The sequence below is a fragment of the Paenibacillus sp. JT22N12 genome (assembly GCF_056269365.1).
Genome location: NZ_JBWDNU010000001.1, coordinates 375930 through 400558, shown reverse-complemented (window position 1 = coordinate 400558; position 24629 = coordinate 375930). Strand labels below are relative to the sequence as shown.

Genomic DNA, 24629 nt, shown 5'->3' with positions numbered 1-24629 from the left:
CCAGGCGATAATTTTTTGAAATTTTGCTGAGAAAGCGATTGCAAACTAGGAAAGAGTGTTATACAATGATCTCAATTCAACTAAGTTGAATTAAATACAACTTAGTTAATTATAATTCCATAACATTGAAGGATATTGATCAGATCATCAAGCTCCTCTCAATGGAAAGGAGATGAAATCAGCAGGAAGCGGCTGACAAGGCTGCAGCTTGGATGAATTTAAGTAACCGCTTTCAAAATTTTTGAGGATTTATGGCAGCTGTTAATCTCAATTCTAAACTTAGAGGAGTGACAATGAAGAATGAAAAAGTACAAAGTGGGTATTGTTGGTGCTGGCGGCGTAACTGAATTGCATTTTGTGGGATACAAGGATCATCCGGAACGTATCGAGGTTGTGGCCTTATGCGACAAGGATGCGGAAGCGCTCCACGCCAAGGCCGACAAATACGGCGTGCCGCAGCGGTTTACGGATTTGCAGGATTTTATCCAAAACAGCGGCATCGATGTGGCTGTCGTCTGTACGCCAACCTCCATCCGCAAGCAAATCGTATTTCCGCTCATAGAAGCCGGCATTCCGGTATTTGTGGAGAAGCCGTTCTCCGACACGCTTGCCGAAGCGGCAGAAATCACGAACAAAGCGAAGCAATTTGACGTGCCGATATCGGTTAACCAGAACTTCCGCGGCCATTTTCCTTTCAAGCTGGTTAAGGAGAAGGTTGCGGCGGGTTTGATCGGCGGCGTTACCTCCATATTGTTCTCCAATCTGTTCTTCCGGCAGGACGCAGGCTGGCGGCTGGATTGCGAGCGCCATGCGCTTTCGGTGATGGGGATTCACTGGTTTGACGGATTCCGGCAGATTCTGGGCAGCGAGGCCGTATCGGTTGTCTGTCAGACGCGTTCCTCCTCCGCCATTAACTGCGCGGGCGAGACCGATGCCACGGTGCAGATTGTCTTCGAGAACAATGCGGTAGCTACTTATGTGCAGAGCTTCTCCTCCACATTCAACAAAACGGAAATGATTGTTATTGGCGAGACGGGGACGATCGTGACCAGCCACAACAAGGCGGAACTGTATCGTAAAGGCGACAAGACGCCGTCCGAATCATGGGACAACTACATATCAAGGGAGGTACAGACGTACGAGGGGCTGAATCTGCTTCTGACCAGTCTGGAAACCGGAGAGGAACCGTCCAACAGCTCAAGCGATAATTTGAAAATCGTATCCATGCTGGACGCGGCTTATGTCTCCGCCAAGGAGAACCGCATCGTTCAATTGCAGCAAGGCGCTTTCGTGTAAAGAGGTTCACTTACGTTTGAGCATCAAAAAATCGATTGAAGTGGAAGGTAACGAACATGCGCGAACAATCTGCTGTTTTGCAGTCGTCCGTTTCCGTAGGTGAAAAGAGCAAATGGCATTCTCTCAAATCTGATCTCAAACGCGATAAATATCTTTATTTTCTCGTGCTGCCTGGTGTTCTCTTTTTTATCCTTTTCAAATATGTCCCCATGTGGGGGGTTATCATTGCCTTTCAGGAATATTCGCCCTATCTGGGTATTCTGAACAGCGAGTGGGTCGGTTTGGAGCATTTTATCCGATTCTTCTCCAATCCTGACTTCACGCTGCTGTTCCGCAATACGATGATGATCAGTTTCTTGAATCTGGTATTCTTCTTTCCTCTGCCGATTGTATTGTCTCTGCTGCTCAATGAGGTCAAGAGTCAGGGCTTCAAAAGAGTTATTCAATCGGTTGTGTATCTTCCGCACTTTTTCTCCTGGGTCATCATAGCCGGGATATCGTTCCTATTGCTGTCGGAGTCGACAGGCATCATCAATATGATAATGGCTGCTCTGGGGCTGCCCAAATACGATTTCCTGACCAACACGGATACGTTCTGGGGCCTCCTGGTGCTGCAGAATATTTGGAAGGAAACCGGCTGGGGGACGATCATTATACTGGCAGCCATTACGTCCGTTGATCCGCAGCTGTACGAGGCGGCCAAAATAGACGGAGCCAACCGGCTGCTGCAGGCCTGGCATGTCACGCTGCCCTCGATCCGCAGCGTCATTCTTGTCCTGCTGATCCTCCGGCTGGGCCATATTATGGATGTCGGCTTCGAGCAGCTATTCCTGATGGACAACGGAGCCGTAGCCAAATTTGCGGATGTGTTTGAAACCTATGTCTACCGCAACGGGATTCAGCAGGGACAGTTCAGCTACAGCACGGCTGTCGGATTATTCAAATCCGTAGTCGGCCTTGTGCTGGTCGTCCTTGCCAACAAGCTGGCCAAACGGTTTGGCGAGGATGGAGTTTATTAAGCACAAGACGACAAGGAGGCGGAATATGAAAGAGAGCTTTGGAGGCCGGCTGTTTAACGGAGTGAACGCCTTCGTACTGATTATAGTCGGCCTCGTCACATTGTTCCCGCTGTATTATGTGTTTATCGTTTCGTTCACCGATTCGCATGAATATTTGCAAAAAAACGGCTTCGTGCTGTTCCCCCAAAACTGGACGCTGGCGTCTTACAAGTATTTGCTGGGTACCTCGGCTTTTATGGACGCCACCCTGGTCAGCACATTTCTGGCAACGGTGGGAACTGCTTTGAGCCTGATTTTCACCTCGGCCATGGCCTTCGGGATGTCCCGCAAACGATTGCGGGGAAGAAGAATCATGATGCTGATGATTCTGCTGACGATCCTGTTCAATCCGGGCATTATTCCCAATTATATCGTCGTCCGTGACTTTGGCCTGATCAACAGTGTATGGTCGCTCATCATTCCCGTGCTTATCAGCGGCTGGAACGTCATATTGATGAAAAGCTTTTTTGACAGCATCCCTGTTGAGCTTGAAGAAGCGGCCATGATTGATGGCTGCAACGATCTGGGGACGTTTTTCCGGATTGTGCTGCCCTTATCGGCTCCGGCGCTCGCCGCATTCGGATTGTTCTACGCGGTCGCTTACTGGAACACATTCTTTAATGCCGTCCTGTACATTAATGATTTCGCCAAAGTCCCCCTTCAGATTGTGCTGAGGAATATGCTGATCGATTCGGACACCACCACCGGGGGCGCGGCAGCGGTCGAAATGATGTCGGATAATCAAATCCCGACCCAAACGATAAAAATGGCGGCTGTCGTCATTGCGACCTTTCCTATTTTGCTGGTTTATCCGTTCCTGCAAAAGCATTTTGCCAAAGGAGTCATGCTTGGTTCGGTCAAAGGTTAACAAGGGATACAAATCGCTAAGGAGGTTAAGGTGTGAAAAAAGCGTCTGTTCGGTTGTCCCTGGCTGCGCTTCTGGCTTTGAGCCTGGTGACGTTAGCAGCCTGCTCCAGTGAACCACAGGGCGGAGCAGCAGCAAACAAGCCGGTTGACGGCCAGTCGGAGGAGACCGTCACTCTGAATATTTTAAGCAATTTTTCTATTGCCCAGCCACCTGGACCGGATAATCCGGTTACCAAGGAATTTGAAAAACGGACGAATACGAAGCTTAACATTACCTGGGTGTCCGACGGTGTATATAATGACAAATTGAATGTATTGCTGGCTTCCGGCGATCTGCCGGATCTGATTAAGCTGCCGGATACGACGACGATTCCACAGTTCAGCACAATGGTCAAGCAAGGTGCCTTCTGGGATTTGACGCCACTGCTCAAGGATTACAAAAATTTGATGGATTCGCCTGCGCAAATCTGGGAAAATACCAAAATGGACGGGAAAAATTTCGTCGTTCCCATTGTACGGCCACTGGAGGGGGGAGCCACCCTCGCCATCCGCCGGGATTGGCTCGACAAACTGCATCTGCAGATGCCGACTACGATGGATGAATTGTACACGGTCATGACAGCGTTCAAAGAGAACGCGCCGGACGGTAAACAAAATACTTTCGGGTATACGATGCGTACTAACGAGATTATTGATAATACGTTCAATGGATCGAACGGAAAGTGGAAGGAAGTGGATGGCAAGCTTATTGATGTTACCCTGGAGCCCACGATGAGGGACGCCATCCTGTACAAGAAGAAATTATTTGACGAGGGGCTTATCCCGCCTGATTTCGCCATTATGAAAGACGACCAGTTCTGGGACCTGGCAACGGGCGGAAGCGCCGGAGTGACGGGGGAAACGATTGAAGCCTTGTGGAGATGGACCTACGACCAGTGGAAACGCGATCCTTCTGTCGTCTGGGAGCCACTGGTTTCGATAGCGGCTTCGCAGGGTCAATTTAACGCCCAAAACTCGGGATTTATCGGCGTGGCGGCCATTCCCAAAAGCGTTCCCGAGGCGAAGGTAAAGAAGATTTTATCCCTGCTCGATTATGGAGCGTCGCTGGAGGGAAGCACGCTGTCCCAATACGGCATCGAGGGCGTGCATTATACCAAAGAGGATGGTTATTTTGTGACGAACGAGCAATCGGTCAAGGACAGTCTGGGTACGGGATCGTTCGGCAAGCTGTTCATGAAGCATGATCCCTACATGTATGCATTTGCTCCCGGAATGCCCAAGGATGTGTTCGAAAGAAACAAGAAGATCATCGACGCCAAATCCAAGGTCAGCACACCGAATCCTGCCATTGGCCTGGCTTCCGAAACCAACGTGAAGCTCGGAGCCGAATATACGAAGAAGATCGACGACTTGAAAGTACAGGTCATCATGGGCAAAGCGGGCATTGACGCCTGGGACAAACTTGTGGCCGATCTGAAGCAGGACGCCAACTATCAGAAGATTATTCAGGAAATGAATTCCGCCTATAAAGAGCGTCTGGCATCCAAGTAAATATAAACAAAGGAGAATGAGAGAATGGCTACCATAACTGACTTAAGGAATCAGGATCCATCCCGCATACTGAACGAAAGCTGGGGTAAAATTCAATGGCTATGCGGGAAGGAGATTGACGAGGCAAGCGAAATGACCTTCGGCATGGTGTATATCAACGCGGGTGATGCCAATCCCAGGCATGTGCATCCCAACTGCGAAGAGATTATTTTCATCCTGTCGGGAGAGTGCGACCATACGCTGGGGGCAGAGACGTTTCATCTGGAGCCGGGCATGATGCTGCGTATTCCGCGCAATGTCCCGCATAATGCGACAACCACCAGCTGGGAGCCATGCCGGATGATAATTGCTTATTCCTCGGGCGACCGGCAGACTATTGGAGAGTAAGCGGGGATTCCGGTTCATCATCACGTCCCGCTCCATGAGGTATAACCTATGCTTGAGCTGAATGCTTTGCAAATCACCATAATCGTCGGGGTAAGCGTCCTGATCGGCTTTGCCAAAACGGGCGTGTCCACCATGGGCATTTTTAACGCCATGCTCATGACGCTTGTTTTTCCGGCCAAATTATCCGTAGGCATTATGCTGCCCATGTTAATCGCGGGAGATATAATAGCCGTTGCCTATTACCGGAAAAACGTCATCTGGAAGCATTTGATCAGCCTGATTCCATGGGTGCTGCTGGGCATTCTTGGCGGCTATTATGTGCTGCTGCTCGTGGACGATAACCAATTAAAGCTGCTCCTGGGAGCGCTCATCGTCGGTCTGATCCTCCTTCAGTTCATTAGAGAGCGGCTGGGAACGAAGCTGGATTCCAGGTTTCCTTCTTCGCTGTGGTTTATTGGCACGATGGGATTCCTGGCCGGCTTCGCGACAATGGTCGGCAACGTGTCCGGTTCGATTATGGCCATTTATCTGTTTGCCAAGAGGGTCCCCAAGCAGGAGTTTGTCGGTACCGGGGCATGGTTTTTCCTGCTGGTCAATCTGGTCAAGGTGCCTTTTTGTATCCATCTGGGGATGATTACCTCCGAGTCCCTGCTCTTTAATGTCTGGATGATTCCGCTTATTGCTCTGGGCGCTTACGCGGGGATCAAGCTGCTTCCATTAATACCGCAGGCCCACTTTCAACGGATTATCCTGTGGCTCGGAGCCATCGGGGGATTGAATCTTCTGGGGGAGAGCCTGATTGCGTATCTTCATTAATAGATGTTAAAGGAGAGTTGTTATGAGCATCAAGCTTGCGTTTTCAAGACCTACAGCCGACGCAGAGGAGCAGAAGCTGCTCTTCCGGGAGTTTCATAAGGAAGGCTATGACGGTCTGCAATTGAAAAGCGGACAGTACGCGGCTTTTCTGGGAGAGCCGGCCAGGTTCACGGCAGAATGGGGAGAATTGCCGGGCATCGCCTCGGCGCTGATTACAGGCGGGAGACTGGAAGAGGCGGATATAGAGCAGCTTCGCAAAGTATTCAGCTTTGCCGCTCATGCGGGTACGGAGCTTATCGTCTACTGCCATGGAATCGGACGCGCTGAGGTTGCGGAAGCGGATATCCGGCGTTATGCAGATGTATTGTCGGAGCTGGGCAATGAAGCGCAGCAGCAGTATGGCGTCAAGCTGTCGCTCCATCATCATCATAATAATCCGGTCATGTACCGTGAGGATTTCGATATCTTTTTTGACCGCGCCAGGGAAGGCTCCGTAGGATTGACGGTGGACACGGCGCATCTCGTCAAGTCCGGCATCACCGACATCGCAGAAGTTATCCGCAGCTTCGGCCACGTAATCGACAACTTTCATATGAAGGATTTCGAGCAGGGCGAATGGAGGGTGTTGGGTCAGGGCGCTATCGACTTCGAGCCCGTCTTCGGCGCGATTCGGGAAATCGGCTATAGCGGCTGGATATCGGCCGATGAGGAGAGTGGGGGCGGAGTAATGGAAGGAATGAAGACCTGCTATTCGTATCTGCGCAACGGGCTGAAATCATAGGTTTGATTCGTCAAATGCAAGTTCAAAAAGTACGATTCTCAACCTCTTGAAAGGAGCTGGTACTTATGGGAAAAAAGCAGTATTGATCGGTGCCCTGGATACGAAGGGGCAGGAGTACCGGTTTGTACGGGATACCCTCGAAGCTTGCGGATTGGAGACCTATGTCATCGATACGGGAGTGCTCGGGGAGCCAGCGTTCCCGCCGGATGTGTCTGCCGATGAAGTGGCGAGGGCAGGCGGTTCGAGCATGGAGGAGCTGCGGAGCGGGAACGACCGCGGCAGGGCCGTTGCCGTGATGACGCGGGGAGCGGCCAATATTGCAGCGGAGCTCGAGCGGCAGGGGGTGATCGGAGGCGTGCTGGGGATGGGCGGTACGGCGGGTACGACTGTTGCCGCTTTCGCATTGCAGGCGCTGCCGATCGGGATTCCGAAGCTGCTGGTATCTACCGTCGCATCGGGAAATACGAGGCCTTATGTAGGCGTGAAGGATATTATGATGATGTATTCCGTGGTCGATATTGCCGGGATCAACCGTCTGTCCCGACGAATTCTGAGCAATGCGGCCTACGCACTCGCGGGAATGATTAACCGTCAGCAGCTTGAGGAGCAGCAAGGAGCGGACGTTGACGACAAAGTGACACTCGGCATTACCATGTTCGGGGTTACGACACCCTGCGCGACCCGGGTCCGCGAATTATTGGAGGATCGGGGATATGATCTGCTCGTATTCCATGCTACCGGAGCAGGCGGCCAGGCGATGGAAGAGCTGATCCGGGCGGGCTATATCAAGGGCGTCGCCGATATCACGACAACGGAGCTTGCAGACGAGCTCGTCGGGGGAATCTTCAGCGCGGGAGCAGGCAGGCTGGAAGCGGCAGGCGCAGCCGGCATCCCGCAGGTAGTCTCAGTGGGGGCACTGGATATGGTCAATTTCGGTCCGCCGGAGACGGTACCGGGCAAGTTCAAGGAGCGGCTGTTCTACCAGCATAATCCTACAACTACACTTATGCGCACAACAGCCGCGGAGAACCGCGAGCTGGGGCGGATTTTGGCGGAAAAGCTGAATCACAGCGCTGCCCCAACCGTTGTTGTGTTTCCCCGAGGCGGAGTATCCTTACTGGATATGAAGGATGGTGCGTTCGAGGGCACGCAGGAGCGGCAGGCTTTATATGAGGGAATGAAACAGCATCTTCAGGCAGATATTGCCATAATTGAAATGGAAGAGGATATCAATCACACAGCGGTCGCTGACATCATCGCCGGCCAGCTGCTCAGTCTTCTGGAACTGACCAGGAAAGGATAGATTCAATAATGGCTATAGCGAGACAGGAAATAGTAGGACGGCTGCGATCCCAACTGGAGCAGGGCCGTTTCATCGTAGGAGCGGGAGCCGGAACGGGCCTGTCTGCCAAGTGTGCGGAAGCAGGCGGCGCCGATATGATCATCATTTATAATTCGGGCCGGTACAGGATGGCAGGCCGGGGTTCTCTGGCCGGATTAATGCCGTACGGAGACGCCAATCAGATTGTGGTTGAGATGGGCGGGGAGGTGCTTCCCATTGTCAAGGATACGCCGGTGCTGGCGGGAGTGTGCGGTACGGACCCGTTCCGGCTGATGGATGTCTATCTGAAGCAGCTGAAGGAGCAGGGCTTCTCCGGGGTGCAGAATTTCCCCACCGTGGGACTGATTGATGGTGTGTTCAGACAAAATCTGGAGGAAACCGGGATGGGGTATGCTTTGGAGGTCGAGATGATCCGCCAAGCGCATGAGCTGGATTTATTGACGACTCCTTATGTGTTCAACGAAGAGGATGCCGTGGCCATGGCACAAGCGGGTGCGGATGTCCTGGTTGCGCATGTCGGGCTGACAACCAAGGGGAGCATCGGAGCCAAGACCGCGCTCACGCTCGATGAATCGGCGGAGCTTATCCAACGCATTCATGATGCGGGCAAAAGCGTGAATCCCGGGCTTCTCGTCATTTGTCACGGTGGGCCGATCTCGGAGCCGGAGGATGTCGACTATGTGCTGGCGCGCACGCATGGCATCGCAGGCTTCTTCGGAGCTTCCAGCGTGGAGCGGCTGCCAACGGAAGTTGCCATTACGGAGCAGGTGAGGAAGTTCAAGAAGCAGGGTGTACGGGAGGCTGCGCAGGAGTTATAAAAAGAAAATATGCATCCCGTATCTGCCTCCGGAGAGGTTCAGGTACGGGGTTTTTGGTTTTGCAGGCTGCTGCTGAGGCGCTTTGATAATTATCATGCTGCTATGATTCTTTTTCTATTGAACGTAGGATGCATGCTGCACTATGATAAGTGTGAACAAAAGCATTTATCCATCAAGTATACGGAATAAAAAGGTGATCAAGATGCAGTTTGAATATACGGTTTTAAAAAAGAAGGTTGATATTTATGGTGTCAAATACTTTCTGGACGAGAGGGATCACCTTCCTAAATTCAACGATATATCCTTTATACGAGTTTTAAATATTCTTGGAGATCAGGGATGGGAGCTTGCGGTTAAAGAAAGCCCAAATACATATATTCTTAAACGTCAGGTGACATCATAAAAGAATGATTCAAATCATACGCTAATATTCAGAATCTGTGGTAGGATATGGAGTATAGGCTTGCGCTTATGCCGCAGTTTTACTGCGATATAATAAAAGATGACAGGAAGGGTGTTCAAAATGAAAAATACATTCAACGCAACTATAAACATGAATATAATCCGGAGGGTGACTCATGTTTAACCCTCCAAAATAATGGAGGAGAACATATTTGAATTCCAGAATCAAGAAATTTTTATCTTATTACAAACCCTATTTAAGATTATTTTATGCAGATATGGCATGTGCGTTTATGATATCGGCCGTTACTCTGGTACTCCCATTATGCATAAGATATGTCACTAAAAATATATTGGACGGAAATATGGCCAATGCGCACCAGCAGCTTTATGTAATGGGAGCAGTTATGCTCGTATTGGTTGCCATTCATACCATCTGCAATATGTTTGTGGATTATCAGGGACATACGATGGGCGCTATGATGGAACGCGATATGCGCAGGGAATTATTCGAACATTATCAGAAACTATCGAACCGCTTTTATGATGAACAAAAAACAGGTCAGCTGATGACACGGATCACCAATGATTCCTTTTCGCTTTCTGAATTGTATCATCATGGTCCTGAAGATATCGTCATTTCCATGTTGAAATTTGTCGGTGCCTTCATCATCCTGATCAATATTGACGTCAAGCTGACCTTAATTGTCTTTCTCTTCTTGCCGGTCATGGCCGTTTATTCCTTTTATTTCAATAAGAGAATGAACATTGCGTTAAGAAAAAGCAAGGATAGGATCGGCGACATCAACGCGCAGGTAGAGGATACTCTTTCAGGCATTAGAGTCGTCAAATCATTTACGAACGAGCCGGTAGAAGAGCGGAAATTCGCCTACGAGAACAATCGTTTTGTGCAAAGCAGAAAAGAAGGCTATAAAAGTGAGGCGTACTTTTCTGCAGGTTTGATTGCGTTCACGCAGCTGATTACCATTGCCGTCATCGTCTTTGGCGGAGCCGGGATGCTTCATTCTTTTCTCGATTTGGCCGATTTGCTGACATTTATATTATGTATCGGCATCCTCATCGAGCCCATTCAGAGATTGGTTAATTTCGCCAGGCTCTATCAGGAGGGAATTACGGCATTTGACCGGTTTATGGAAATGCTGGAGATCGAGCCGGATATCCAGGACTCGGCGGACGCCATTGAGCTTGCGCATGCTCAGGGAAATGTGGAATTTAAACAGGTCAGCTTTAAGTATAACGAGAACTATGGCTATGTCCTGAAGGACATATCACTGGATATAAAAGCCGGTGAATATGTTGCATTCGTAGGGGCTTCTGGCGTCGGCAAAACAACCTTATGCTCGTTGATTCCCCGTTTCTACGAAATAACCGGAGGGAAGATCCTTCTCGACGGCAAGAATATCAGTGATATCAGCTTACGCTCGTTAAGAAGGAACATAGGCATTGTCCAGCAGGATGTGTATTTGTTTGCCGGCACCATCTCCGACAACATCCGCTATGGCAAAATGGATGCAAGCGAGGAAGAAATTAAGGAAGCGGCCAAAAAGGCGAACGCCCATGATTTTATCATGGAGCTGCCGGACGGGTATGATTCCGATATTGGTCAGCGCGGCGTAAAGTTATCCGGTGGTCAGAAGCAGCGCCTGAGCATTGCACGCGTTTTCTTGAAGAATCCGCCTGTTATCATTTTTGACGAAGCGACAAGCGCTCTGGATAATGAAAGTGAAAAGGCCGTTCAGGAATCATTGGAAAAGTTAACGGACAACCGGACCACGCTTGTCATTGCCCATCGTTTATCCACGGTCCGAAATGCACAGCGGATTATTGTATTAACGGATAGCGGGATTGACGAGCAGGGAACGCATGAAGAGTTGATTAAATTGAAAGGCACCTATGCGAATTTATACAATCTGCAATTAAAAATATAAGACGTGAAGTCTTAATAAACTTCATTGGTGTTTACCAGTTATTTCTAAATAATAAAATATTCATGTGGTAGAGTTGTCTTTCAGGCTGTCGAGAAAGTCTCGACAGCTATCTTTTTGTTTAATTATTTGAAGAATACAAATTAACTGCAGCACTGGCATACGAATGGGCTATCGCCATCAGTCAGACAAAAGAAAGAAGGTTGCAATCATGAAATGGATTCAGGTGGAACGGACTTCAGGCTTGAATGGAACTGTGAAAATTCCCGGCTCAAAAAACAGCTCATTAGCCTTATTGGCTGCTTCCTGCATGTCGGACGAGCCTGTGAGGTTGGCAGGCATACCGGAAATTGCAGATTTTAAAGTGATTTGCGAAATTGCAGAAGATATCGGAATCCGAATCGTACGCGAGTTTTCAGGCGAGGTGTATATCGATCCAAGCGGGGTCCGGTCTGCTTCAATTGATCCGGACAAAGCATCCCGGTTTCGAACGTCCTATTATTTTGTTGGGGCCCTGCTTGCCAAATGTGGAAAGGTCATCGTGGGGTACCCGGGCGGGGATGATTTTGTAAAACGCCCCATCGATCAGCATATTAAAGCCTTAAAAGCATTAGGCGCCAAATTTACGTTTCACAAGGAATATTATGAAGTGGAAGCCAGGGAATTAACAGGCTCGAATATTTATTTTGATGTGATTACTTCGGGGGCAACCATCAATGCTATGCTGGCAGCCGTACGCGCAAAGGGCCAAACGGTGCTGCGAAATGCAGCCAAGGATCCGGAGGTTGTCGATACCGCAAATTTATTGAGCCATATGGGCGCTAAAATCAGCGGTGCCGGGACCGATACGATTCGTATTGAAGGGGTCCGGTCTCTTCGGGGCTGTACCTATACGGCTATTCCCGACCGGTTAATTGCGGGAGCCTTTCTGATCTCTGCAGGTGTGACAGGCGGGATAATTACAGTTGAAGATGTGATACCGGAGCATCTGGGCTCATGCTTGGCGAAATTAAAGGAAATCGGAGTGGATATCGAAATCCATGGCAATGCGATCACGGCTTCATCCGCGGGAGGTTTAAAAGCAACACGGGTCCGGACCTCCATGTACCCCGGTTTCGCCACAGACCTTCAGCAGCCGCTGACCGCGCTGCTTACCCAGGCGCCGGGAAGAAGCATCGTCAGCGATAAGGTATATCCGAACCGGTTCAACCATGTTTATCAATTAAGGAGAATGGGAGCGGATATCGAGCTGCGTTCGGGAACTGCCTTTATTAAAGGCGGCGCTCCTTTGCGGGGCAATTTGGTGCATGCTACCGACATCAGAGCCGGTATTTGTCTTCTGTTGGCCGGTTTAGCCGCAGAAGGAAAAACCAGCATCACCGGTATCCACCATTTTGAACGGGGATATGAAAATATAGTTCAGGAATTCCGCTCATTGGGAGCCAGAATTGAAGAAATGGATTCCAGTGATGACGGTATGGAGATGCTGCATGTTGCAGAGAAATGAAATATCCGATAAAAGGGTGATGGATGTTGATCAAAGCTGTGCTTTTCGATTTGGATCTCACTTTGTTAGACAGAGACGCGTCGGTCAGGAAATTCGCAGCAGCGCAGCACTTGCGGCTTCATTGTTTATTCCATATCCCCATGGACACTTATGTATCCCGATTTATTGAACTGGATGAAAGAGGATATGTCTGGAAAGACAAAGTTTATCAACGTTTAATGGATGAATTCGGCATCGCAGGTATGACGTGGGAAGAGTTGTTGGAAGATTACATATCGGAGTTCCATAAAAGCTGTATTCCTTATCCTAATCTGCTTGAAATGCTGGACCGTCTAAAAAGGGAAAATTATAAATTAGGCTTAATCACCAATGCAGTGGGAGATTTTCAGTCCAGAAATATTCAAGCGATCGGAATTGACCACTACTTTGAAGTTATTCTTATTTCAGGGTGGGAAGGGATTAGAAAGCCGAATCCGGAGATTTTTTTGAGGGCTCTAAAGAAGCTTGGCGTGGAAGCAGGGGAAAGCATCTACATCGGCGACCATCCGGTTAATGATGTCCAAGCCGCACGAAATGCCGGGATGATGGGAATATGGAAGAAAGACTCCCAATGGGAGACGCCGCAGGATGTTGACGGGATAATCAGCGACTTATCGGAAGTACCGGACCTTATCCGGGATTTTAACCAAAGTGGGGTCAGTATAACGGATAATGAACGGCTTGTCCGGACCATCCGTTACGGTTCAACCCAGCCGCTGCCGCAGCGGCGCCTGCTCCGGGCTGGACCGCTGACCGCTGTTCTTGAGGACGGAGGATTAAGATACATCCGCTATGGCAGTCAGGAAGTCGTTAGAGGCATTTATGCCGCCGTACGGGACCGGAACTGGGGTACGATCAAGCCGGTCCTCCGAGGATTCGAGGTGTCGGAAGGATCAGACTCGTTCGAGGTCCGATTTGTCGCCGAACACCGGCAGGATGACATCGATTTCGTGTGGGATGGTTCGATTAAAGGGTCAAGGGACGGTACGATCTCATTCTCATTCGACGGTGCGGCCCGCTCGTCCTTTCAGAAAAACCGCATCGGGTTCTGCATTCTGCATCCTGCGGAGCTGGCAGGCGCCCAGGCGGAAGTCGAGACGGCAGCCGGTACAATGGCAGGGAGCTTCCCTGACCGTATTTCGCCTCATCAGCCATTCATGGAAATGACGGGCATCCGTCACGAGATTCAACCCGCTTTGAAGGCGGAGCTGCGATTTGAAGGCGAGCTGTTCGAAATGGAAGACCAGCGCAATTGGACAGATGCTTCCTACAAAACATACTGTACGCCGCTCCGGCTGCCTTATCCGGTCAATATGCGGCAGGGACAGCAGGTCCGGCAGACCGTAACGCTTAGGCTGATTGGTGAGGGGACACCCACCGGGCATCCGGAGTCCGTTTCTTCAGAAGTGAACAGACCGCTTCAAGTGGAGCTTGAAGACCGCTCTGCCGGCCGCATCCCGCAGATTGGCTTGGCGGTAACGCCAGGGCATATGATCAAGCCGGATGAGGCGGAAGCGCTGCGGGCACTGCGGCTATCCTTCCTGCGGGCGACGATTCGGCTAAACGTCCCGGGCTGGGAGCGGGAGCTTGGCTTTGCCGCGGAAGCCGCCAGAACACTGGGCATCGGACTGGAGCTGGAAACGGTTGGATGCGAGGAAGAGGGACAATTGAAAGCGCTAATTCGGTCGATTGCCGAAAATCAGATTCCCCTTGAGGCCATATTCGCCTTTTCCTCTTCTGAATATGTAAGCAATCGGGACATCATATCCACGTTGATTACGCTCAGGGACGAGGCTGAGCTGACCTTCCGCATAGGGGGCGGCACACGGGGATATTTCGCCGAGTTCAACCGGGCGGAGCTGCCGGTCGACCGGATGGAAGCGGCGATGTACACAATCAATCCGCAGGTCCATGCTTTCGACTTATCATCGATGGCGGAGACGGTGTCCGCACAGGCTGATACTGTGCGAAGCGCCCGTGCTATCATCGGCGGTTTGCCGCTCAGCATCGGACCAATCACGTTCAAGCCGCGCTTGAATCCGGATGCGGCAAGCGAGGAAGCGGTGCGCCGCTCGCAGGACCGCGCGAACCATTCGGACCCGCGGCAGCAGTCCTTGTTCGGAGCGTGCTGGACGCTGGGCAGCTTGCGCAGTCTGGCCGAGGCCAGAGCCGAGCGAGCATGCTACTTTGAAACGATGGGCCCGCTGGGAGTTATGCCTGAAGGCGGGGGAGCACCGCCCTATCCGCTTTATCTTGTCCTGGCGTCTTTAGCCACGCTTCAAGGTTCGGAATTGCTTGTCTGCCGCGTGGAGGACCGGTTAAGCTGTGATGCGCTGGCCATTCGCCGCGGCGACGGCGGGATCACGATGCTGTTCGCCAACTATACAGACGAGACAAAGCGCATCCGGGTACAGGCGCCGATATTACAACCAGCCCGATTCAGGGTGCTTGATGAACGCGGCATGCAGTTGGCGTACAGGGGCGCTGAACGGTTCCCGCAGCTTCAGGACCTGCCAGTTCGGGAGGTCGGGAACGGATGGTTCGAACTGGAGCTGTTTCCATTTGCCTTTGCCTCTGCCGAGGGGGAGGGTACCCGATAATCGGGTACTCTATGCGATGAAACGAAAGAAACACAGCCGGCGCAGCGGGAGTTATATTTTCACCGATTTTCTTTTGATGACCGTTATGATCCATAACAAGAGGGGAATTCCGATACCGCAAACTGGGATTACCCCGAATTCCCAATATTTCTGGAAGAAGGTCACTTTCGTTTCATTCGGGAATAAAACAACAGCTATAATAAAAATCGCCGGCGCGCCGAACCAGATGAATTTACGCCAATCCTTCACATTGAACCAGTGGGCAATTTCATAGCTGGTAATAAACAAATATAAGGATAACTTCACAAATACTCCGAAAATCCAGATAAAAATGACGAATAAATCGACATTTTGGATGAAGTCTAAAATATTGATGGATCTTACAAGCATGAAATATGGAAACCTTAGTTTGGCTGCTACATTCGGTCCAAAAACCAACAGTACCATGATTGTAGAGATAAAAACCATAAGTGCGGTGATGGCTACGCCCAGAATGGAATGAGAAAACGCTTTTTTGGGGTTATGCGTAAAAGCAAGGATAACCATTAACATGAGCGATTCTGCGAAAAAAGAAGCAGGAGCAAACGATCCTTTTATTATGTTTTTCCATCCGGAATCGGAATAGACAGGGAATACATGATTCCATTCCACATTGCCCGCGTTTAAAAAAAAGCTGAGAATTAACGTTAAAAACGTGATGGGGCCAGCTATTTCACAAAATCGGCCGATTCCCGTAATGCCCCCGGAATAAGTCAAATATGTCATTAAAATGATCATGAATGTCATAATCAGCCACACGGGTGTATTATCGAGAAGCGTGAGATGAATAAAATCTGTGAATAAACGCAGTACATCAGCAGACAGCAAGTACCAGGTAATGAAATACGGAAGAACAATGAGTCGCCCGAACCATTTGCCCAGCAGAGCTTGACTGAATTCGGTCAGGGTTTGATTGGGATGGAGAAGGCTCAGATGTACGAAAAGAAAGGTTAAGCCTACGCCTAAAACGCCAGCGACCAATATCGAAAGCCATGCATCTTGATTCGATACTTCGATCGAAGGCGAAATTCGCAGCATGACCGCAATAACGACTTCAACCGTTGCTACGATCCAAAAAATTTGCGATCCTGACAGCTTCATAAGCTTCATACGTCTCCACCACACCCCTTCACCGATTTCTGTTTGATGACCGAAATAATCCATAATAAGATAGGGATTCCGATACCGCAAGCGGGGAAGACAACAGATGACCAATAGATGTCGAATGATGTAATTGCCGCCTCGTCCGGAATCAAAATGGCCAGAATAAAAAACGCTGGCGCGGAGAACCAAATGATTTTCCGCCAATTTGCCCCATTAAACCAATGTGACATTTCATAATTGACTACAAAAAAATATAATGATAATTGGGCAGATACTCCGAAAATGAAAATAAAAATGACGAATACATCGAGGCTTTGTATGAAATCCAGGATATCAATGGCTCTTACAAACAAAAAGTAAGAAAATCTCATTTTGGCCGACAAATTCGGTCCAAAAACCAACAAAACCATCAGCGTGGCAGTAAAAACCATGAAAACGGTTATACCAACGCCTATCAAGGTTCTTGAAAGCGCTTTTTGAGAGTTCTTCATAAAAGAGACGATAACCAATAAGATGAACGGACCCGGGAACCAATAAGCAGGGGCAAGCGATCCCTTTAATATGTTCACCCACCCAGAATCAGAGTAGAAAGGAAGTAAATGATTCCATTCCACGTTGGTTGCATTCAAAAGGAAACTGACAATCAGCGTGAAAATCGTAATGGGTCCCATGATTTCACAAAATCGGCCGATTCCCTTAATGCCTGAGGAATAGGTTAAATACGTCATTAAAACGATTAAGAGCAGCATGATTATCCACAAAGGTGTTACGTCAAGAAAAAGAAGATGTATAAAGTCTGCAAATGATCGCAGTAAAAAAGCGGACACCACCCACCAGGCAATGAGATACGGAAGGACAATCAATTTCCCCAACCATTTGCCCAACAGAGCTTGGCTAAATTGGAACAATGTTTGATTGGGGTGGAGAAGGCTCAGATGAACAACAAGAAAGGTTAAGGCTACGCTTATGACTCCCCCGACCAGCATCGACAGCCAAGCATCTTGTTTCGATATTTCGATCGCAGGCGAAATTCTTAAACCGATCATCGCGACGATTTCAGTCGTTGCAATAATCCAGATAATTTGCGATCCTGACAGCTTCATAAGCTTCACCCCCCTTGACTAAAACATATCCAACCAGGATTAGAGCAGTCCCTTCATAGATGAACTGGTTTGTCCCGGATCCTTGATTTTAAGCTTTACCTGAACTGAAACATCAAGTTGGGGAAAGGTATCTTTCCAGGATTGCTTCATGGTTTTCCACTGACGAGGGTGTTGTCGGTGCATACTTTCACCAAACCCGAAAATATCGGTCTTATACTTCTTCTGGACCTGCTCAACCAGCAGTTGTACCGATTTCTGCGTCGATTGAGTGAATTCATTTTCTATGAGACGGAGATCCTTTTTTTTGGATGGATCCAATGTTGAATTGTTTTCGACAATCGTTCCATTTCCAGTGAGGCGGACGTCAATTTGTATTCGTTTACCGATTATTTTCACACGGATACGCCGCTTTAATGATTGCATGCTTAAGCTGATGTTTCCATCTCCCTGGTCGAAGGAAGAAGTGAGAATAAAACCGGTTTGTCTGTTCGTGATCCAATTGGCCAATCCAGCTTCTTTAGCATTCAGAAACCCCGCCAATTTCAAACCATTATCTTTGTTCAAGATGGCGGATCCACTATAAATATACTGATTTGAGTTAGTTACGCTAACAGCCGGCAACAGGGGTTGCGTTCCTTGACTCAGAACATCCGCCAGAAAATGCCGGTAATAATAGGGTCTCAAACGTATTGAGATTTGTTTGCGCTCGAACGTTGTACCATTAAACGGATCAAAAATCGGCTCAATAGAAAGAACGTCTTTCGCTTGACCGTTTTTCACAACAACGATCATGGAGCGCATTTCCGACTCAGGATTACGAACGAACATGTCGATGAAGTTGCTTACTCCATGCTCAGCCATTCGTTGTCCGACGAGGATGGTCTGGCGATGACCGTAAAATAGGCTTCTCGAGAGCTGTGCCTGCATGTTCTGTCCCGCATCCATAATGTTCTTTCCAGTAGCGCTGACTACACGGAAGCTTTTTTTCGTATTGCCGCCGCCGCTATCTTGCCCGCCGCCAATACCAGCTGGTATCGCGATTTGGGAACTTAATTCAAATTGACCGTTTTTTGTGAAATCCACCCCGGCACCCACTATGAATGAAATCTGATCCGGTTCCTTGAGGTTCCAGCAACCGGTTGCGCTTAACAAAGTAAGAAGCAATACGAAACAAAGTTTACCTATCCGCATCATGGCTGATCCGCCTCACTTTTAGGTTGTGAACTACTCCTTCGGGGCCATCGCATAAACACGTCCTTAAGACGGTTGATGATCAGCGGAGCTGTCGGAGTCAGATAAGGAAGTCCGAAAGGACTTAGTTGAATCAGGTGAATTAAAATCGCAATGATCCCGATCGCTGTACCGAACAATCCAAATAATCCGGAGAGGATTAATAACGGGAATCGCAGCATCCGCAGGGGAAAACCAAATCGATACCGTGGAATTACAAACGATGAAATTCCTGCAGCCGATACGACAATGACAATAGGCGCGGAAATGATGCCGGCACGGACAGCCGCTTCTCCAATGACCAATGCCCCAACAATGCTTACCAGCGGACCTATCTGTTTGGGCAGGCGTATTCCCGCTTCCCTTAAGCCTTCAAACATAAACTCCATTATAAAGACTTCAATCACTGTCGGGAACGGAGCCCGTTCTCGCAGCGCCGATATGCTCATCATCAGCTTTGGAGGGACCATCTCGGGGTGAAAGTTGGTTAATGCAATAAAGATTGAAGGCAAAAAGACGGAATTAAGAGCAAATATATAGCGAATCCAACGATTCAATGATACAAACAAAAAACGTTCATAATAATCGTCAGGCGCCGTAAGTCCATCCCAGAACGTCATTGGAACTATTAGTGCGAATGGGGTTCCGTTGGTTAATATGACCACTTTTCCTTCCAGCAATCCGGCAGCAACAACGTCAGGGCGTTCACTGGTCAGTATTTGGGGGAAAGGGGAAAAAGAAGTATCTTCAATCGCTTCTTCGATATACCCCGATTCAAGTATTCCATCGATTTCGATTTTATGTATTCGGTTACGAACTTCATTCAGTACGGACACCGAAACCGTTCCTTCAATATAAGCAACAACTACATCGGTCTGCGTAAGTTCTCCGATTTTTAAGGATTCCATTTTCAGCTTTGGTGTTGCTAATATTCTGCGCACGAGCGTAAGATTCGTCCGCAGGAGCTCCGTAAAACTTTCTCTGGATCCTCGAAGGGTTTCCTCGTCAGAAGGCGCATCTATGCCCCGGGTATCAAACTGTGAGACATCGGCCACAAGGGCGGTATTCTCTCCATCGGCCAATATAGCAACGCATCCCTTTAAAATGTGTTCCGATATTTTTCCAAAGCTGGAAAGCTTCGCGGTATTGATAAAGGAAGAGAGCTCTTGCTCACACATTTGGGCGATGCTATCGATTGTCCCTAGACCCTGAGGCAGCCCGCTGTACATTAACGGTCTGAGAAAGTTTGAGCTAATCATATTTTCATCGATCATACCGTTTACGTAGATCATTAAAACTCTGGTTTGGCCGTGAATCGTAATTTCACGGAAACAAACATCCGAACAATTCAGAAATATATTTCTAAAAATCTGCTCATTTTCCAGTAGATTGTTGCTTAAATTTATACCTGAATCCTCGTAGGATCGGTTGTTATGGGTTTTGTGTTTGTTATTCATAAGCTGACTCTCCCGACCATCTCATGTTTTTACCCGCTTTCGTGATGCGTGTTTCTAGATACTATCCCCCAATTCATGAAAAGCATACTTTATTTACCTCGGATTCTCCATTCCACCAAAAGCTTCCTTTTCAGCCCGGATAAAAATAATTGAAGCATACAGGTGAACAGCTTCACACTGTAGAAATACTTTATAACATTGCTGTTATTTTTCAGTAATTGTACGTATGATATGAAATTCATCATGACAAGGAGAGTCGAAAATGAATAACGAAGTGATTTGGCACGGGGATTTGGACCAGAGCTTATGCGCATTTACATTCGACGATGGGCCGCACCGCTATCCCGTTGAACTGTGGTTGGACATTCTGGAGCAGGGAGGGGCGATTGGAACATTTTTCTTCACTGGAGAATGGATTGACCGCCATCCCGGGGAAGCCCGGGCAATTATTGCCCGGGGCCACGTTCTTGCGCCTCATTCCTACCATCATCGGCGCATGGCCCAGCTCCCGAGGGACGTGTTCTTCGAGGAGCTGAAGCTGACAGAGCTTGCCTATCAGGATGTTACCGGGCAGCCGTGTCCGGCATTCATGCGTTTTCCCTATTGTTCGTTCACGCCGGAGAATCTTGCCTGGCTCGCAGAGTGGGGTTATACGGATGTGGAAGGGGAAGATTCGGGGGATTGGGCGGGCATCTCCGCCGAGCAAATCATGGAGCGGATCGAGCCGCGTTTGCAAAACGGGGCAATCGTCGTTCAGCACAGCAACGACATCGCTCTCGGCACTCCGGCCGCACTTAAAGCATTAATTCGCAAAGCGTACGAAAAGAGGCTCACTCCCGTCGGCATCCCGGAGCTGCTGAGTTCGCTGGGAATAAAGGAATCGTTCCGGGCGTGGAAAATAGTCATTGACGTTCCGGCTGAAATAGACGTTCCCGCAGATCATTGGGAGCCGGCTTCCAGGGAGGAAGATCTCCGACGGTTGGCCTATGAATCAGCGGACTGGCGAGTGCCTCAATTTACATCCTCGTATACCAGCGAGCGGGACTGGTATGAGCATCTAAGTACGCCTCTGAGCAGCGGGGCTGTCATTGAGAACCGCGAGCTGCTGTCCGTAAGGCATTTCTCGGATAGCTGCTGGGGTTACGTTCGGGCAGGGGTTGACGGGGATACGCTTGTCCTGATGGATTACGCAGCCAAGGAAACACAGGCTGATACGCTGGTGTATCTGCTTCGCTGGGCAGCGCAAGCCTCGATGCGGCTGGGCTGTACGCGAATCGAAGCGGGAAGAGATATCCGCAGGATGAGTGAAATGTGCAGACAGCTGGGGTGGGAAGCGGAGCTGGTCCAGGATAATCAAGCTGCGCCGCTTCTTGGCATTCGATATCTCGCCGGGACAGGGCATTGCCCTGTACGGCCTGTATAATCTTGACAATCGGGAGCCCTTGAGGCTCCTTCTTTTCTGACAGAGGACAGTCTTAGCTTGGTCCTTCTCACATTTGGTCGTACCTTCGTTCGATGATAAAGTGGGACACATTGGTGCGGAAAATGCTTTCGCTGTATTCGATAGGCGTATTATCCTGCAGATAGGAAACGGTTTGAATGTGAATGGAGGGGGACCCGGGATCAATATCGAGCAGCCGCGCCACATCATCGTCCGCGATGACCGGCTTCAGCGTGTCGAGGGAACGGTCTATCCGGTGCCCGTATTTTTCCTGCAGAAGCTTGAATAACGAACCGATCTGCTTCTCGTTCGAGAGCCCTGGAGCCAGGGACCAGGGCAGATAAGAGGTTTCGTAAGCGACCGGCTGATCATCCGCCAAGCGCAGCCGCACCAGCTTTGTGACGGGGGACAGCTCCGGAATTTCGAGATGCTGCTGGAACGGTGGTCCGGCCGGGACAACCGATGCTTCCAGAACCCTTGTTTCCGAACGGCGGCCAAGCTCCTGCATGTGATCGGAGAAGCTGACGATCGGAGCGATCATATGATGAACGATCCCCGATTTGGCAGTGGAAATAAAAGTCCCCTTGCCTTGTATTTTATTGATGCGGCCTTCCAATTCCAGCTGCTGAAGCGCCTGGCGAATCGTCGTCCGGCTGACATTGTACATTTTGCACAATTCATCCTCTGTCGGCAGCTGTTCCCCCGGTTGATACTGTCCTTCTTTAATGGCTTCCCGCAGTTTTTGTTTCACGACTACATATAACGAAACGTTCTTGTTTGTTGACATATCGATGCTCCTCATATGACCTTTAGGCAATGAATTTAAACAAATCAGGCTGAAAACGTAATCATAATAACATATTTCCCCGAACTTCGAAAGGTAACAATTTGTGCCTTCGCTTCTTCGCAGACAATATTCCGGACAAATATGATCCCTATGTCTGTATTTTCGCCTGCTTTCCCTGCGATTCAAACATCTTGGCTTTTCAATATTCAGAATATTTTGTATTGACTATTTGTTATTATGAATTTATAATTCGTTTATAAATGTAGTAACAAATAAAACAATGACATGCTGCTGTAAAGGAGTGTGAGTCATGATTGACTCTATTTAAATGTCCGTCGGCATTATACCAATTCCCTACATGGAGGTTGCACAATTGTGAGAAAAGAAAAAGATCGGTTAAAAGTGGCGGTTATGGGTGGCGGATCGTCTTATACACCGGAGCTGATCGAAGGCTTCATCAATAATCAGGACGTTCTCCCGGTCCGGGATTTATATCTGGTCGATATTGAGGCAGGGCGGAACAAGCTGGAGACGGTCGGCAATCTGGCCAGAAGAATGATTGAGAAAGCGGGGGTGCCGATTAATCTTCATACTACATTTGACCGCCGGGAAGCGATTGAAGGCGCTGACTTCGTCACCTCCCAGATGCGCATCGGCATGCTGGACGCACGCTCCAGGGATGAGAAGATTCCATTAAAGTACGGATTGATCGGCCAGGAAACAACGGGAGCAGGCGGCTTTGCCAAAGCGCTCCGTACGATTCCGGTCATTCTGGATATCGCCAAGGACATGGAGGAGCTGGCTCCGGACGCCTATATGATCAATTTTACGAATCCGGCCGGTATTGTCACGGAGGCTGTACTGAAATATTCCAGGATCCGCACGATGGGTCTATGCAATCTTCCGATCGGCACCAAGATGCAAATTGCCAGGCTATGCGATGTGGATGTGTCCAAAGTCAGCATTGAAATGGTCGGCATCAATCATTTGAACTGGACGACGCGCATCGTGGTGGATGGTGTCGACATCACCGCCGATGTATTGAATAAAGCGGCCGGAGCGAGCGGGCTTACGATGAAGAATATCCCCGATTTCGGGTGGGATGCGGAGTTCCTGCAATCCGTCGGAGCACTGCCATGCAGCTATCATCGTTATTATTATATGAAAGACCTCGTATTTGAAGATATGAACAAGGCGTTTCTGGACAAAGGGACAACCCGCGCTGACGATGTGAAACGGGTTGAAGCCGAGCTGTTCGAATTGTATAAAGATCCTGCGCTCACAATCAAGCCCCCTCAGCTGCAGCAGCGTGGAGGCGCCTACTACTCAGAAGCTGCCGTCAATCTGATCAAGTCGATCTACAACGATACGAAGGATATCCAGACGGTGAATGTACGCAACAACGGCATTCTGCCTTTTCTGCCGGAGGATGTATCCGTTGAGATCAACTGTGTCATCGATTCCCAGGGAGCGCATCCGGTTCAAATCGACACGCCGATCCCGCCGCAGATCAGGGGCCTGCTGCAAATGGTGAAAGCTTATGAGGAGCTTACCGTGAAAGCGGCAGCGGAGGGGGACTATTTGGCTGGTCTGCAGGCGTTGACGCTGCATCCGCTGGTTGGAAGCGCGAAGCTGGCCAAGCAATTGCTGGATGAGATCATCGAGTCGAACAGAGAGTACCTTCCCCAATTCAAATAAAAACTCTTGAAGTAACAAGTTTTCAATCATATAGAATCATCACTATGATTTTTGTATTTACATAAAAGGTAGTAACATATATAATGAAAAAAAGGTTTTCAGCCATTTTCGTATATGCTTGCTAACCGGATCAAACAGGAGGTGGGGGGTTGCCCGCAAGCAATGCTGAGCCGGGCATGCGGAAATTGCAAAAGTGGATTGTAAACGCTGTCAATTTTACAGCTGCATCGATTGTTTTGAGGCAATTCCCTTTCGTACAAATATCAGAACGTATACCATTTGGCTCCACCTTTTCTGATATTTTTGAGGAAGAAACCAACTTTGCCGCCAAAAAACGGCGAAGCCGTTTCTTCTGAGCTG

At 49.1% G+C, this 24629-nt stretch carries 20 protein-coding genes; 15 read left to right on the top strand and 5 right to left on the bottom strand.

Annotated features, from left to right (window positions below; genetic code table 11):
- Positions 1-300: 300 nt before the first annotated feature.
- From AC0YOA_RS01635 to AC0YOA_RS01580, 12 genes are all read left to right on the top strand, one after another.
- Positions 301-1296 (top strand): Gfo/Idh/MocA family protein, encoded by a 996-nt coding sequence (locus AC0YOA_RS01635; RefSeq protein WP_475785118.1) that lies wholly within the window; start codon positions 301-303, stop codon positions 1294-1296.
- Between the two features lie 56 nt (positions 1297-1352).
- Positions 1353-2315, top strand: a complete 963-nt coding sequence (locus AC0YOA_RS01630) for an ABC transporter permease (RefSeq protein ID WP_475766515.1) — start codon at positions 1353-1355, stop codon at positions 2313-2315.
- Between the two features lie 25 nt (positions 2316-2340).
- Positions 2341-3222 (top strand): carbohydrate ABC transporter permease, encoded by an 882-nt coding sequence (locus AC0YOA_RS01625; protein ID WP_210045380.1) that lies wholly within the window; start codon positions 2341-2343, stop codon positions 3220-3222.
- A 32-nt stretch (positions 3223-3254) separates the two neighbouring features.
- A complete protein-coding gene (locus tag AC0YOA_RS01620) occupies positions 3255-4772 on the top strand; it encodes an extracellular solute-binding protein (protein WP_475785117.1) in 1518 nt (505 codons plus the stop codon).
- Between the two features lie 24 nt (positions 4773-4796).
- Positions 4797-5159 carry a cupin domain-containing protein gene (locus AC0YOA_RS01615; RefSeq protein ID WP_475785116.1) on the top strand — a complete coding sequence of 121 codons (363 nt, stop codon included), beginning with the start codon at positions 4797-4799 and terminating at the stop codon, positions 5157-5159.
- A gap of 48 nt (positions 5160-5207) precedes the next feature.
- Positions 5208-5975 carry a sulfite exporter TauE/SafE family protein gene (locus AC0YOA_RS01610; protein WP_475785115.1) on the top strand — a complete coding sequence of 256 codons (768 nt, stop codon included), beginning with the start codon at positions 5208-5210 and terminating at the stop codon, positions 5973-5975.
- Between the two features lie 22 nt (positions 5976-5997).
- On the top strand, positions 5998-6756 hold the full coding sequence (locus AC0YOA_RS01605; RefSeq protein WP_475785114.1) for a sugar phosphate isomerase/epimerase family protein: 759 nt from the start codon (positions 5998-6000) through the stop codon (positions 6754-6756).
- An 82-nt stretch (positions 6757-6838) separates the two neighbouring features.
- The gene (locus AC0YOA_RS01600) at positions 6839-8059 is read left to right on the top strand and encodes a Tm-1-like ATP-binding domain-containing protein (protein ID WP_475785113.1); all 1221 of its coding nucleotides are present in this window, start codon (positions 6839-6841) and stop codon (positions 8057-8059) included.
- 8 nt (positions 8060-8067) lie between these two features.
- The gene (locus AC0YOA_RS01595) at positions 8068-8916 is read left to right on the top strand and encodes a phosphoenolpyruvate hydrolase family protein (protein ID WP_475785112.1); all 849 of its coding nucleotides are present in this window, start codon (positions 8068-8070) and stop codon (positions 8914-8916) included.
- A 614-nt stretch (positions 8917-9530) separates the two neighbouring features.
- Complete coding sequence (locus AC0YOA_RS01590; RefSeq protein WP_475785111.1) at positions 9531-11267, top strand: ABC transporter ATP-binding protein; 1737 nt, start codon at positions 9531-9533, stop codon at positions 11265-11267.
- 208 nt (positions 11268-11475) lie between these two features.
- The gene (gene murA / locus AC0YOA_RS01585; protein ID WP_475785110.1) at positions 11476-12771 is read left to right on the top strand and encodes a UDP-N-acetylglucosamine 1-carboxyvinyltransferase; all 1296 of its coding nucleotides are present in this window, start codon (positions 11476-11478) and stop codon (positions 12769-12771) included.
- Positions 12772-12794: 23 nt separating this feature from the next.
- On the top strand, positions 12795-15410 hold the full coding sequence (locus AC0YOA_RS01580; RefSeq protein WP_475785109.1) for an HAD-IA family hydrolase: 2616 nt from the start codon (positions 12795-12797) through the stop codon (positions 15408-15410).
- 51 nt (positions 15411-15461) lie between these two features.
- On the opposite strand, the gene AC0YOA_RS01575 is transcribed toward AC0YOA_RS01580, so the two are convergent.
- From AC0YOA_RS01575 to AC0YOA_RS01560, 4 genes are read right to left on the bottom strand one after another with little or no spacing between them, the layout of a single operon-like run.
- A complete protein-coding gene (locus tag AC0YOA_RS01575) occupies positions 15462-16613 on the bottom strand; it encodes a GerAB/ArcD/ProY family transporter (protein WP_475785108.1) in 1152 nt (383 codons plus the stop codon).
- On the bottom strand, positions 16556-17656 hold the full coding sequence (locus AC0YOA_RS01570) for a GerAB/ArcD/ProY family transporter (protein WP_475785107.1): 1101 nt from the start codon (positions 17654-17656) through the stop codon (positions 16556-16558). Before AC0YOA_RS01570 ends, AC0YOA_RS01575 begins: the two co-directional genes overlap by 58 nt.
- Positions 17657-17695: 39 nt before the next feature.
- Positions 17696-18850 (bottom strand): Ger(x)C family spore germination protein, encoded by a 1155-nt coding sequence (locus AC0YOA_RS01565; RefSeq protein WP_475785106.1) that lies wholly within the window; start codon positions 18848-18850, stop codon positions 17696-17698.
- Positions 18847-20343: a spore germination protein gene (locus AC0YOA_RS01560; RefSeq protein ID WP_475785105.1), complete on the bottom strand. Its 1497-nt coding sequence runs from the start codon at positions 20341-20343 to the stop codon at positions 18847-18849. The genes AC0YOA_RS01565 and AC0YOA_RS01560 overlap by 4 nt, the downstream gene beginning before the upstream one ends.
- A gap of 262 nt (positions 20344-20605) precedes the next feature.
- Here AC0YOA_RS01560 and AC0YOA_RS01555 point away from each other — a divergent pair, with 262 nt between their 5' ends.
- Positions 20606-21766 (top strand): polysaccharide deacetylase family protein, encoded by a 1161-nt coding sequence (locus AC0YOA_RS01555; RefSeq protein WP_475785104.1) that lies wholly within the window; start codon positions 20606-20608, stop codon positions 21764-21766.
- Between the two features lie 67 nt (positions 21767-21833).
- On the opposite strand, the gene AC0YOA_RS01550 is transcribed toward AC0YOA_RS01555, so the two are convergent.
- Positions 21834-22571: a GntR family transcriptional regulator gene (locus tag AC0YOA_RS01550; protein ID WP_475785103.1), complete on the bottom strand. Its 738-nt coding sequence runs from the start codon at positions 22569-22571 to the stop codon at positions 21834-21836.
- A 411-nt stretch (positions 22572-22982) separates the two neighbouring features.
- Here AC0YOA_RS01550 and AC0YOA_RS01545 point away from each other — a divergent pair, with 411 nt between their 5' ends.
- Both AC0YOA_RS01545 and AC0YOA_RS01540 read left to right on the top strand, forming a co-directional pair.
- Entirely contained in the window at positions 22983-24269 is a 1287-nt protein-coding gene (locus AC0YOA_RS01545; protein WP_475785780.1) for a 6-phospho-beta-glucosidase, read from the top strand.
- 149 nt (positions 24270-24418) lie between these two features.
- Complete coding sequence (locus AC0YOA_RS01540; RefSeq protein WP_475785102.1) at positions 24419-24625, top strand: hypothetical protein; 207 nt, start codon at positions 24419-24421, stop codon at positions 24623-24625.
- The last annotated feature ends 4 nt before the right edge of the window (positions 24626-24629 follow it).

What these genes read in the sequence shown, in the direction of transcription:
- AC0YOA_RS01635 (WP_475785118.1), top strand. Translation starts at nt 301, where the DNA reads ATGAAAAAGTACAAAGTGGGTATTGTTGGTGCTGGCGGCGTAACTGAA.
- AC0YOA_RS01630 (WP_475766515.1), top strand. Translation starts at nt 1,353, where the DNA reads ATGCGCGAACAATCTGCTGTTTTGCAGTCGTCCGTTTCCGTAGGTGAA.
- AC0YOA_RS01625 (WP_210045380.1), top strand. Translation starts at nt 2,341, where the DNA reads ATGAAAGAGAGCTTTGGAGGCCGGCTGTTTAACGGAGTGAACGCCTTC.
- AC0YOA_RS01615 (WP_475785116.1), top strand. Translation starts at nt 4,797, where the DNA reads ATGGCTACCATAACTGACTTAAGGAATCAGGATCCATCCCGCATACTG.
- AC0YOA_RS01610 (WP_475785115.1), top strand. Translation starts at nt 5,208, where the DNA reads ATGCTTGAGCTGAATGCTTTGCAAATCACCATAATCGTCGGGGTAAGC.
- AC0YOA_RS01605 (WP_475785114.1), top strand. Translation starts at nt 5,998, where the DNA reads ATGAGCATCAAGCTTGCGTTTTCAAGACCTACAGCCGACGCAGAGGAG.
- AC0YOA_RS01595 (WP_475785112.1), top strand. Translation starts at nt 8,068, where the DNA reads ATGGCTATAGCGAGACAGGAAATAGTAGGACGGCTGCGATCCCAACTG.
- murA (WP_475785110.1), top strand. Translation starts at nt 11,476, where the DNA reads ATGAAATGGATTCAGGTGGAACGGACTTCAGGCTTGAATGGAACTGTG.
- AC0YOA_RS01580 (WP_475785109.1), top strand. Translation starts at nt 12,795, where the DNA reads ATGTTGATCAAAGCTGTGCTTTTCGATTTGGATCTCACTTTGTTAGAC.
- AC0YOA_RS01575 (WP_475785108.1), bottom strand. Translation starts at nt 16,613, where the DNA reads ATGGATTATTTCGGTCATCAAACAGAAATCGGTGAAGGGGTGTGGTGG.
- AC0YOA_RS01570 (WP_475785107.1), bottom strand. Translation starts at nt 17,656, where the DNA reads ATGAAGCTGTCAGGATCGCAAATTATCTGGATTATTGCAACGACTGAA.
- AC0YOA_RS01565 (WP_475785106.1), bottom strand. Translation starts at nt 18,850, where the DNA reads ATGATGCGGATAGGTAAACTTTGTTTCGTATTGCTTCTTACTTTGTTA.
- AC0YOA_RS01560 (WP_475785105.1), bottom strand. Translation starts at nt 20,343, where the DNA reads ATGAATAACAAACACAAAACCCATAACAACCGATCCTACGAGGATTCA.
- AC0YOA_RS01555 (WP_475785104.1), top strand. Translation starts at nt 20,606, where the DNA reads ATGAATAACGAAGTGATTTGGCACGGGGATTTGGACCAGAGCTTATGC.
- AC0YOA_RS01550 (WP_475785103.1), bottom strand. Translation starts at nt 22,571, where the DNA reads ATGTCAACAAACAAGAACGTTTCGTTATATGTAGTCGTGAAACAAAAA.
- AC0YOA_RS01545 (WP_475785780.1), top strand. Translation starts at nt 22,983, where the DNA reads ATGGGTGGCGGATCGTCTTATACACCGGAGCTGATCGAAGGCTTCATC.